Annotated in this window: 13 protein-coding genes; 9 read left to right on the forward strand and 4 right to left on the reverse strand. The window is 56.2% G+C overall.

All coding sequences use genetic code 11. The features are described 5' to 3' along the window. Window positions 1-636 precede the first annotated feature (636 nt). The 4 genes from HZB29_03015 to HZB29_03030 all read right to left on the reverse strand — a co-directional run bounded on the left by HZB29_03015 (window position 637) and on the right by HZB29_03030 (window position 4705). A complete protein-coding gene (locus HZB29_03015) occupies window positions 637-1044 on the reverse strand; it encodes a hypothetical protein (GenBank protein ID MBI5814560.1) in 408 nt (135 codons plus the stop codon). A 140-nt stretch (window positions 1045-1184) separates the two neighbouring features. After that, entirely contained in the window at window positions 1185-2234 is a 1050-nt protein-coding gene (locus HZB29_03020; protein ID MBI5814561.1) for a glycosyltransferase family 4 protein, read from the reverse strand. Next, a complete protein-coding gene (locus HZB29_03025; protein MBI5814562.1) occupies window positions 2231-3427 on the reverse strand; it encodes a glycosyltransferase family 4 protein in 1197 nt (398 codons plus the stop codon). Before HZB29_03025 ends, HZB29_03020 begins: the two co-directional genes overlap by 4 nt. Window positions 3428-3433: 6 nt before the next feature. After that, entirely contained in the window at window positions 3434-4705 is a 1272-nt protein-coding gene (locus HZB29_03030) for an ABC transporter ATP-binding protein (protein MBI5814563.1), read from the reverse strand. Between the two features lie 149 nt (window positions 4706-4854). Between HZB29_03030 and HZB29_03035 the strand changes: the two genes are divergently transcribed. From HZB29_03035 to lipA, 9 genes are all read left to right on the forward strand, one after another. Continuing rightward, entirely contained in the window at window positions 4855-5025 is a 171-nt protein-coding gene (locus tag HZB29_03035; protein MBI5814564.1) for a hypothetical protein, read from the forward strand. An 82-nt stretch (window positions 5026-5107) separates the two neighbouring features. Beyond that, window positions 5108-5581: an Lrp/AsnC family transcriptional regulator gene (locus HZB29_03040; protein ID MBI5814565.1), complete on the forward strand. Its 474-nt coding sequence runs from the start codon at window positions 5108-5110 to the stop codon at window positions 5579-5581. A gap of 5 nt (window positions 5582-5586) precedes the next feature. Then, window positions 5587-6090: an AsnC family transcriptional regulator gene (locus HZB29_03045; GenBank protein ID MBI5814566.1), complete on the forward strand. Its 504-nt coding sequence runs from the start codon at window positions 5587-5589 to the stop codon at window positions 6088-6090. A gap of 69 nt (window positions 6091-6159) precedes the next feature. Further along, window positions 6160-7083, forward strand: coding sequence for a sugar kinase (locus HZB29_03050; protein MBI5814567.1), 924 nt, complete (start codon window positions 6160-6162; stop codon window positions 7081-7083). After that, window positions 7070-7480 (forward strand): hypothetical protein, encoded by a 411-nt coding sequence (locus HZB29_03055; protein MBI5814568.1) that lies wholly within the window; start codon window positions 7070-7072, stop codon window positions 7478-7480. Before HZB29_03050 ends, HZB29_03055 begins: the two co-directional genes overlap by 14 nt. A gap of 40 nt (window positions 7481-7520) precedes the next feature. After that, the gene (locus HZB29_03060; protein ID MBI5814569.1) at window positions 7521-8966 is read left to right on the forward strand and encodes a GGDEF domain-containing protein; all 1446 of its coding nucleotides are present in this window, start codon (window positions 7521-7523) and stop codon (window positions 8964-8966) included. A 28-nt stretch (window positions 8967-8994) separates the two neighbouring features. After that, window positions 8995-9549, forward strand: a complete 555-nt coding sequence (gene rsmD / locus HZB29_03065; GenBank protein ID MBI5814570.1) for a 16S rRNA (guanine(966)-N(2))-methyltransferase RsmD — start codon at window positions 8995-8997, stop codon at window positions 9547-9549. Between the two features lie 54 nt (window positions 9550-9603). Further along, entirely contained in the window at window positions 9604-9903 is a 300-nt protein-coding gene (locus HZB29_03070; GenBank protein MBI5814571.1) for a hypothetical protein, read from the forward strand. A 6-nt stretch (window positions 9904-9909) separates the two neighbouring features. Further along, on the forward strand, window positions 9910-10764 hold the full coding sequence (gene lipA / locus HZB29_03075; protein MBI5814572.1) for a lipoyl synthase: 855 nt from the start codon (window positions 9910-9912) through the stop codon (window positions 10762-10764). Window positions 10765-11399: the final 635 nt, after the last annotated feature.

The following is an 11399-nucleotide window of genomic DNA, read 5'->3' on the forward strand; positions in this document are numbered from 1 at the left end:
ACAAGATCGCGCTTGAACTCCTCGTCGTAACGCCGATATTGCTTCTTCATCTGTCCGATTCCTTTCCGGGGATTCCCCCATTATCGGACAGGTACACTAATTCCGTGTCAAAAACCCTCCAGTCTCAGGGGTGCAGTCCAGTACTTCAACGGCGAAACGACGAAATACGCGGCTTGATACATATATAATAATGTCTATATTATTATGAGACGGTTAATAAACTCCCACGGCGCCATGCGCCGGTCCCCCAAGCTTCGCGGGCATCTTCTTTTGGGAGCGCGGGCATCTTGCCCGCATCTTCTGAACGACGCCTCGATGGCGGCGTTCAGAAGGAAAAACCGCGTTTAAACAAAACACCGGTAACGATAGTATCACCGTTCTTTTTCGGTTTATCGCGGCGTTGAGCACGATAAGCCGATTGCGGGCGTCGCGCAGTGGCCACGCCACTCCGCGCTCCCAGGGGAACCCGATAGGTGGTAAACGATTTGTTTAACGCTTCCACCCCCTCTGGCTGGTGGGGGAGCAGGATGGGACAAGGCACGGCGCGCCGGGAGCAGGTCAAAAAAACCCCGCTCCCGGAAACGGAAGCGGGGCCTTTTTGTGATTACGAACGATCAGCGTTCCGTCGCGTGACGACTACTTATCCAGTTCGTCGCAAAGGGCGTTGATCTTCCCCATGCGCTCTTTCTGGATGCCGCCGGCCAACTTGTCGGCTTCTTCCTGCTTGCCGGCCAGTACCGCAGGCACAAGTTCATCCTCGCGGGTCTTTTTGAAAGCGGCCCACGTGTCTGAAAGTTCCTTGAACTTCGCTTCCTTGCCGGCAGGGGCCTTCGCCTTTGCCAGAGCGGCGCTCACCGCGTCGGCGGTGTCTTTCACAAGCTTCTGCTGATCGGCCCCGCGTTTGTCCTTGTTCTTAAGCAAGGTGACGAACGACTCCCTGGCCGCGCCCACTTTTGCCTTAATATCGCCAAATTCCCCGGCCATCGCCGGTATCGCGGAAACCGCCAGAAACATCAAGCCCACAATCAAAGCTGTTTTCTTCATTTCAGGTATCCCCTATAGATTGTTTAAAGATGAACATGTCTAAAGCAGCGGCGAAAAATCCATTCCACCCACCTCAGGTATGTTCACTTATAACTTGTTTTAATTCAACAGATATATTTCCCGGATATTTTTCATTGACGCTAGCCGCCGTTCAACGCAATGGACAGAACTCTCTTGAAGTTGGCGGCCATCTTGTCCCTTGCGAAGTAGCCGAGCCTGCCAAACTGGGTCTGGATAACTTTTTCGCGCATGGCGGCGTCTTTGTCCAGCAATCCGATTATTTCCGCTATTTCGTTGGGCCTGATTTCCTTCAATTTAATTCCCGCGTCCCCCATGGTGTAATTGACCCCTGTGGCGCCCAGGGCCACCACCGGAATCCTGAACTTCATCGCCTCCAGCAACGGTATGCAGAAACCCTCGTGGCGGCTCAGGCAAAGGAAAACGGACGCGCTCTGGTAATAGTCCCCCAGGATTTCGTCCGGCACAGGGCCGGTGAACACAACGTCCCCAAGGTTCATTATCTCAATCAGGTTCTGGAGCGACTTGTAATAAAGCCCGTCCTGGTCATACCCCCCCACGAAAACCAGCCGCGAATCCTGATTGATGAAATCGCGGTAATAGTGATAGGCGGCGATCATGTCCTCATGCCGCTTGTTTGGCGCCACGCGCCCCACGAACAGGATATTGGTCTTGCCGTCATTGAATGGATTTTTGCCGGAAGGCTTTATCTTGTCGAAATTGAGGATATATGGAGTAATGGCGGTCTTTTCAAATCCAAGCGATTTTAGCTCCTCCTCGTTATATGCCGAGCCCGCCATGGCGAACTTGACCTTCCCCGCAAACTGCGCCAGCGTTTCCCGCGCCTCCCGGCACCCTCTGGCCGCTTCCGGGTTATACCGGTCGAAATACTCGCCCGGTGTGATGTTGTGATACATCAGGATCACGTTGTGCGCGTTTTCCAGGGCGAACCTGTTCACGGGCGACCCTGTGGAATAATGGTATATAAGCCAAGACCCGTCCGCCTCCGCCGCGTAGTCCTTGTAGTTCCTGGCGGAAAGCTTGTGGTGGACCACGTCGGCGAATATTTCGGTCTCGTGCCCCAAGTCCTTGAGCAACCGGTCAATCTCGGCCACGCAGTTGCCTATCGCGTCGCCATACCAGTAATTCGGGAGCATCTGGTGTATCTTCACCGCAAAGCCTCCTCGCACGCCGCGAAGAACTTTTTAAACCGGCCGCATATCACGTTCCAGTTATAGTTCTCCTTCGCGTAGCGCCTTCCCTTAATTCCCATTTGGCTGGCCTTGTCCGGATTGCCCACAATAAAGTCCACCGCCTCGCAGAATTCCCCGGCGTTTCCGAACGTCAACCCGGCGCCGGATTCTAGAGCATGCTCGCTTGTCGCCTCGCATCCGGAATGCACGATGGCGGGACGGCCGCAAAGCCAGGACTCCATCATCACCAGCGAAAAACTTTCCATCACAGACGGATTGCAAAAGGCGGTGGCCGCCGCATAGGCGTCCCGCTTGTCCCCGATTGGGACAAAGCCAAGGTCGTGGACACTTGCGCGGACTTCTTCCGGGATCGGCACGGCGCCAGAGCCTATCAGCACAAGCTTTAAGTCCGATTTTGGATTAAGCTTTTTGTATTCAGCGAAATATTCGATCAGCAACGGTGTGTTCTTGGTGGCGTCCTTCCTGCCTGCGTACAACAGGAAAGGCGTGTCTCCAAGCTCGTACTTTTTCCGGAACCTGGCGCCGTCGGCGCCGTCAATGTCGTCCACCCCTTCCCCCATCAGCACAGCCTCGGAGCTTTGCATTCCGCCGTATATTTTCAGCGCAAGGTTCATCTCCGCCCGGGAGTTGAAAAGCGCCGCGTTCACACGTTTGAACATTTTGCGGGTGACGTCCATGTATGCGTACCCCTCGTCGTGCAGGCAGGGGATAAGGAACGATTTGTATGGGACGATGGATGTGCCTTTTAGCGACGTGCCGAAAAGGTAAGGCAGGAAGAAATATAGCCGGTCCTTGTGGTTGTCCCCGATGAACTGGAACATCGCGTCGGAGTTGATGGCGTTGTTCATGAAATCGAGCTCTTCTTCCGGGGTGATCGGCTCTCGCTTGATAATCTTGTGGTTTATCGGCACGAAAACGTCCGTGTCCACAAACCGTGGGTTGAACCTGCGCACCGTGACGCCGTTGACGTTGTACACACCGGGCTCGTAATAGATGTTGTTCCAGTGCGATCCCAAATCACGCAAGGTGGTCGTGAGCACCTCCACCTCCATGCCGCGGATGAGCAGGTTTTCGGCCAGGCGCCTGCACTGGGTCTCGGCGCCGCCTCCTATATCCGCCCCGTAGAACGGGATCACGAATGACGCTTTCACCGCCCCCTACTCCCGCTCCACAGGGGTGAATACCTCGCCGTTTATGTTCCACCTGTGTGGCGGGCGGAACACCCCCTCGTCCATTATCTTCGAGCGCACGGTGAAGCCGTACATCTGGTCGTGGTAATCATATGGGTGGCCGTCCTTGGCATGGGCCGCCACGGAAATGGTGTAGGCCCCGTCAACAAGGTCAAGCCTGTCCACCTCGAAAACGATGGAGCCTGTCCCGGAAAGCCGCTCGATCTTCACGTCCTCCAGGTGGGTGTTCGTGCCGTAGCAGTGGCCGCCGTCGCTTTTATATATGGCCACGCCGAACACCGGCTCGGCGATAGGGCTTGGGGAGTTGTAGCCGATCTCCACTTTCATCGCCCCGCCGGACTTGAACACCATCCGCTCTTCCCCGGCGCCGTCGAGTATGCGAACTCCGGTGATCTCGATCTCCCGCGTCCCCCACCGGTTGGCCTGCTCGGCCCGCTTCGGCTCGTCTGTTTTTTCCTTGTCCAGCAGGGCGGTGTTTTCCATTTCCGCCACGGTGGTAAGGTAGGCGTCCACCACGCGGGTGGGCTTGCCGGTCAGCCTGATCTCGCCCTTGTCCACCCATATGACGCCGTCGCACCATTTCCTGATGTCGCCAAGGCTGTGGGACACGATCACGATGGTCTTCCCCGCCCTTTTAAAGCTCTCCAGCCGCTCCTGGCACTTGTGGCCGAACGCTTCGTCTCCCACCGCCAGCACTTCGTCCACCAAAAGCACGTCCGGGTCGGAATGGATGGCCACGGAAAAACCGAGCCGCATGAACATGCCGGAGGAGTATGTGCGCACGGGGTTGTCTATGAAATCGGCCAGCTCGGCGAAGGCCACAATGTCGTCGAACTTTTCCTCTATTTCGCGCTTTGGCAGTCCCAGGATGGAGGCGTTGATGAAAATGTTTTCGCGCCCCGAAAACTCCGGATGGAATCCCGCGCCAAGCTCTATGAGGGCGGACACCCTGCCGTTTATGGAAACATCCCCCCGATCCGGCCTGTATATGCCCGCCATTAGTTTTAAAATCGTGGACTTGCCCGAGCCGTTCCTGCCGATTATCCCCCAGGTCTCCCCTTTGGGCACAGTGAAACTCACCCCGTTTAGCGCCGTGAAAAGGTTGTCTCCGCTTCCGGACGATCCGTTGCTTTTCCCCATAATCGCCCCGACAATGGCGCTTTTAAGCGTGCCGTAATTGCGCCGGAGCGTCACCTTGCGGAACCTTTTGGACACGCCGGAAAATTCTATGGCGTTCACTGTGCCATCCCGGCGCGGGGCGGTCTGCTTGAAATAATCATCTCTATTCTTGTTTAAAACCATTATTTTAATATAATTATCTGAATTTACATAACACAGTTCGCGGAGCCGTGAATCCGCGCCATAATTTATTCTTTCAGGAGGATACCATGAGCGAAGAAGTGAAAACCGCAGGAAACTGGGCCAAGGAGTTCGGGATGCCGGAAAAGAAGTTCAAGGACGCAGTCAAGACCGCGGGGGTGACCGCCGATTCAAAGAAAGGGTGTTGCGCCTACTATTCGCGCAAGACCGCCGAGAAAATCAAGAAGTGCTGTAATTAGCCGTTTTTCCGCTCCCTTTGCCGGGAGTTTGCGCGGCGGAGGCCCCTGCCCCGCCGCTTGCATTTTAATGGAGCAGCAGTAAATGGACGAGACCGACAAGAAGATACTGAACATTATCCAGACCGGTTTTCCAGTGGAGGCCGCGCCGTACGCCATCATAGGCGAGCGGGTGGGGATCACGCAGGACGAAGCTTTCGAGAGGGTGAAAAAGCTGCATGAGACCGGGATTATCCGCAGGATCGGGGCCAGCTTCGATTCGCGCGGGCTGGGATGGACCTCCACCCTTTGCGCCATGTGCGTGCCGCCGGAGAAGATAGAGCAGGTTGCCAAGGTGGTATCCCGCTATCCGGGCGTCACCCACAATTACGAGCGCAACCATAAATATAACCTCTGGTTCACCCTCATCGCGCCGGACACGGACACGGTGGACATGACGTTGCGCGAAATCGAAAAGGACTCCGGTTTCGGCCCGGTGCGCAACATGCCGATGATAAAAAAGTTCAAGATCAAGGTGGACTTCAAGTTCAAGGAAGCCGCCGCCGCCGAGGAGGCGTGACAACCATGAAAAAAGAGATAACATCGTACGACGTGAAGATCATGGCGGAGCTGCAACGCTCTATCCCGATGGTCAAAAATCCCTTCGCCGCCATCGCCGCCAAACTCGGCCTGACAGAGGAAGAAGTCATAGCCAGGACCAGGGAATACGGCCAGAAAGGGTATTACAGAAGGTTTGGCGCCACGTTGCGGCATCAGAAGGCCGGGTTCACCGCCAACGGGATGGGGGTGTGGAGCGTGCCGGACAAGGAGGACCGCCACAGGCTCGGCGAGCTTCTGGCCAACAGGCCGGAAGTCAGCCACGCTTACGAGCGCCCTTCGTTTGACGACTGGCCTTTCCACCTTTTCACCATGATCCACGGTGAGTCGGAGGAGGAAGTGCGCAAGATAGCAAAGCGGATGTCCGAGGAGACAGGCGTCAAGGAATACGACGTGCTGTTTTCCACGAGGGAATTTAAAAAGACCTCGATGCAGTATTTCGACCACTGGCCGGTGGCGGAAGAGAAGTAAAAACGTGTAGGGGCACGGCGCGCCATGCCCGCCGAAATCTTTTATTAAGCATCTTGCATGGAGACATTGATGAGCCTTTTAGTTGTCGGGACGATGGCCTACGACTCGGTGAAGACGCCGTTCGGCCAGAGGGACTGGGCCCTGGGGGGCTCGGCCACCTATTTTTCCATGAGCGCCAGTTACTTCACTAAAGTGAACCTGGTGGCGGTCATCGGCGAGGACTTTAACAAAGACGACCTGGACATGCTCTCAAAGCGGGGTGTGGACATTTCCGGGGTGCAGCGCGCCAAGGGTAAATCGTTCCACTGGAAAGGGGAGTATGGATTTGACTTGAACGAGGCCAAGACGCTGGACACACAGCTTAACGTGCTGCTCGATTTTAATCCCGAACTGCCCGCAGAATACCGCGACGCCGAATACGTGTTCCTGGCCAACATAGACCCGAAGCTCCAGCAAAAGGTGCTAGACCAGGTGAAAAAGCCGAAGCTTGTGGCGTGCGACACTATGAACTTCTGGATATCCGGCGCCAGGGACGAGCTTCTCAAAACGCTCAAAAGGGTGGACATGCTGGTGATAAACGAGGGCGAGGCGCGCCAGCTTGCAGGGGAGCCAAACCTTGTGAAGGCGGCCCGGGCGATATGCGCCATGGGGCCCAGTACCCTCATCATAAAGCGCGGTGAATACGGCGCCATGCTTTTCCATGAAAACGAGGTGTTCGCCGCCCCGGCGTTGCCTCTTGAAGAGGTGTTCGACCCGACAGGAGCGGGGGACACGTTCGCGGGGGGGGTGATGGGGCACCTGGCCCGGATAGGGGACGGGCACATCACGGAAACAAAGCTTCGGCAGGCGATCATAATGGGCTCGGTGATGGCCTCGTTCACGGTGGAAAAATTCTCCGTGGAGAGGCTGCGCGATTTGAACGGCGCGCAGATAGCCGACAGGTTCCGCCAGTTCAGGCGGTTGACTCATTTCGAAGACATTGGCGAGTTTTAAGAAGGCCCGGCCGCCCAAGCGCAGGGAACGGCCGGCGTCTTCACGGGGTGAAGAAGGCAATAAAGACCTGCCGCCGGTGGGGGTGCTCATATTGCTGTCGATGATGTTTCCCGGCGCGGGCCAGCTGGCCAACGAACAGAAAGTCAAAGGGGGGGTGTTCATCGCCATCTCCGCGGTGATAGCGGTGGCTTTCTTCGCCCAGCTTGCCAGCGTCTCCTCCCCCGTTTTCGCGACGTTGAAAACCGGTCAGTCCCCGGCGCTGGAGACCGGCTTTATGGAGGGGCTGACACGCCTTTTGTACATTCTCGGCGCGGCCCTTGCGGTGTGGGCCGTGGCGCTGGTAGACTGCGTGGTGGTGGGGATGAGAAATCAATCAGGCAGGGGCGCGGGCAGGTAGTACACAGAGCTCGCTTTTTGGAAGATACGGACCAGACGCGATGAAAATTCCGGAGAACAAACGGCTTGTCACGATTGTCTCGGTCCTGCTAGTCACCGGATTTCTGGCCACCACGCTGGCCAGCTATTTCGTCTCAAGTTCGGTGGTCCGCGAGACCATCGTGGCCCAGCAATTGCCCCTGACGGCCGACAACATATATTCCGAAATCCAGCGCGACCTTCTCCGGCCCATCTTCATATCTTCGCTGATGGCGCAGGACACTTTTTTAAGAGACTGGGCGATCAAAGGCGAGAAAGACGACGAGGCGGTCGTCAAATACCTCAAGGCGATCATGGACCGCTATGGCGCCTTCACTTCGTTCTTCGTGTCCGAAAAGACCCGCGTCTATTACCACGCCAGCGGGATTTTCAAGAAAGTGGACGAAAATGATCCGGGAGACAAGTGGTATTTCCGCGTGCGCGAAATGAAGCCCGATTACGAGATAAACGTGGATCCCGACCATGTCAACCAGGAGACCATGACCATATTCATAAACTACCGCGTGTTCGACTACAGCGGGAAATTCATAGGCGTCACCGGGGTGGGGCTGGCGGTGGAATCGGTGCAGTTGCTGATTGAAAACTACAAAATGCGCTATCACCGCAACATATTTTTCGTCGACCACACAGGGGCCGTCGTCCTGGTCGGCTACGGAATGTCCGCGCAAGGGCGGAACATCAACAATGATGCTGGCTACGGCCCGATATCGCAGGACATCCTTGCCGGCAAGAAAACGCGGTTCAAGTATAACAGGGAAGGGGAGACCATCCTGCTAAACTCGCGTTACATCCCGGAGTTGAACTGGTACCTGATAGTGGAACAGGCGGAAGATCCAGCGCTGTCCGCTTTGAGGAAGACCCTTGCGGCCAACCTGGCGGTGTGCCTGCTGATAACCCTGGTGGTGCTGTTGCTCACCAATTTCACGGTCCGCATGTACCAGGGGCGGCTGGAGGTGATGGCCTCCACGGACAAGCTCACCGGGCTTCTGAACCGGCAGGCGTTCGAGCTTATCTACGGCCATGTATCCAAGGAGTCATTGCGGGCCGGGTTCCCTCTGTCCATCATCATTTTCGACATAGACCACTTCAAGCAGGTCAACGACACGTATGGGCACAGCGTGGGAGACCTGGCGATACAGCTTGTGACCAGTACGCTCACTTCCACCGTGCGCGCGGTGGACACCGGCTGCCGGTGGGGGGGCGAAGAGTTTGTGTGCCTGATGGACGATTGCCGCGGGACGGAAGCGCTGCATCTGGCCGAGAAAATCCGCGCCAACATCTCCGGAAATCCGCTCGTGCAGGGCCCTTACCGCATCGAGATGACAGTGAGCCTCGGGGTGGCCCAATGGGACGGCAAAGAGGAGCTTGCCCATTTGATCCACCGGGCCGACGAGGCCATGTACTCCGCCAAACAGGCGGGACGCAACAGGGCTGTCCTTGCCTCCTGACCGCCCGGCGCGCCACTTAAAAGAACGCATGAGAATAATAGCCGGCCGCTTCAAGGGAGCCTTCCTTTTCAGCCCGCGCGGCATGGACGTGCGGCCCACTCCGGACAAGGTGCGCGGCGCGATATTCAACATCATCGGAAGTGATATCGAGGGGGCCGGCTTTCTGGACCTTTTCGGCGGGACGGGGGCCGTGGGGCTGGAGGCGTTGTCCCGCGGCGCGGCGCAGGTGACGATAGTGGACAACTCCACCGCCGAGCTTGTCCGCAAGAACGCGGACAAACTGAAGGCCAACACCGGCATTACGGTGCGAAAGCAGGACGCATTTTCGGCGATGGCCGCATTCGCCGCCCGCGGGATGAAGTTTGATTTCATATTCGCCGATCCCCCATGGCAGGCGGGGCTGGAGGAACGCATAGTGGATTCGGCCGCGAATATCCTTGCCCCGGGGGGGATTTTTATCCTGGAGGCCAACAAGAAAACAGCGGTCCCAATCGCCGGTTCCGGCCACTCCATCCAACTTGCCCAGACAAGAAAATACGGCGACGCGCAGCTTTGCTTTTACATGCGGGCGGGCGGGGAATAGTTTGACGGCCGGTATCCGTTCCAACGGCGCTTCCCATATGCTAACCTGATTGCCATGATGTTCGAACAGCAGATAGCCGCTTTGATCGCCGCAGTGACGCCGGAGGACGCCGAGTCCATCCGGACGGCGCGCCTATGGATGACCCTGGGCCTTGGCGCCGCCGCCACCATTGCGATAATGGTTTTCGGCAAGCCGCTGGAAAGGTTTATAGAGCGTATCCAGCCGGACGAAGGGAGACGGCAGAGAAGCTTTTTCATAGTATTGATCATGCTTTTCTCCATCCTTGGCGCCGTGGTGTCCATCCTGATAATGCTAAAGATGCTCGGGGTGATCCCTTCGGAGCAAGGGGAGTGAGTAAATATGAAAAAACCGGAGTGGCTTCGTAAATCGGCGGTGAGAGGGGAAGCGGCCCTGGCGGTTCGGGGGCTATTGCGAGAATCCTCGCTGTCCACCGTGTGCGAGGAGGCCCGCTGCCCGAACATGGGGGAATGCTTCGCCAACCGTGTGGCCACGTTCATGATACTTGGGGCAAAATGCACACGGGACTGTGGATTTTGCGCAGTGGCTCCGGACGGAAGGCCGGCCGCGCCGGATCCGGACGAACCGGCCCGTGTGACGGTGGCGGCCAAAGAACTTGGACTTTCACACGTGGTGATAACGTCAGTCACCCGGGATGATTTAAAGGATGGCGGAGCCGGTCATTTCGCCATGACCATATATGCCCTGCGCGCTGGCTTGCCCGGAGTTTCCGTGGAAGTGTTGACCCCCGATTTCAGGGGTGACCACACTTCCATAGACCTTGTGATGGACGCCGGGCCGGATGTGTACAACCACAATGTGGAGACTGTTCCAGCTCTATATAAGGCCGTCCGTCCGGCGGCCTCATACGAAAGGTCGCTAAAGCTGCTTGATAGGGTGAAGGAGCGCCGCCCGGCAATCGTCACCAAAAGCGGGATAATGCTGGGGCTTGGCGAGACGATGGAGCAGGTCCTGGCGGTCATGGACGATCTGGCGGCGATAGGGCTCGACGCGCTGACCATCGGCCAGTATCTGCGGCCCTCTCTAAACTGCCTCCCGGTTGTGGAGTATGTGCGCCCCGAAGTGTTCGATGAATTGAAGTCCGCCGCCCAGGCGAAGGGTATAAGGAGCGTATTCTCCGGCTCATACGTCCGTTCGTCATACCATGCGGCGGAAGTATTCGCGGGACGCATTTAACGGCGTTACCATACTTGTGTTCAATCTTGGCGCTCTTGTCAGAGCATAAATCCTTTTAATAATTTTATATAACCTTCTTGTTCCTCCATCGTAACACCGCCGGATCAAGATGAAATTGGAAAAATTCTTCAAAGGAGATTACGTTATCAGCATCTGCGTAATTGTCATTTTCCATTTTTAACTCGCTTGGGGTCACAAGATAGATTCTGTGTTCGATTTCCCCAATCAGGACACTGAAATTTGATTTGATGTGTCTCATTTCTTGATACAGGTGCGGGCTCATCTTATTTCTGCCTCTGTTCTTCCATTTGCTTTTCAATCGACAAAATGATTTGCCGATAATGACTAGCTATTCCTAACGCCTCATGTGTAGCTTCTGAATCATTGTCAACTTCACAGGTAATTCGACGCTCCCATTTCTCCGCACGAAATGAAAGTGCATCTAATAATTGACAGGTGTCAATGCTACTAAGCTTTATCAAATACTGGGTTGGCAGAGTCAATCCCTTTTTTAGTTGAAACTCCCGGCATGACCGTCACGCCGCTTTCACCATTATCTTCCCCGCCAGAGCCCGTTTCATGATCTCACGCAGTTCCGGCAGGTGTTTATAACCGCTCACTTTCCTCAACCTGGG

This window comes from Nitrospinota bacterium (assembly GCA_016235255.1).
Lineage (GTDB): Bacteria > Nitrospinota_A > UBA7883 > UBA7883 > JACRLM01 > JACRLM01.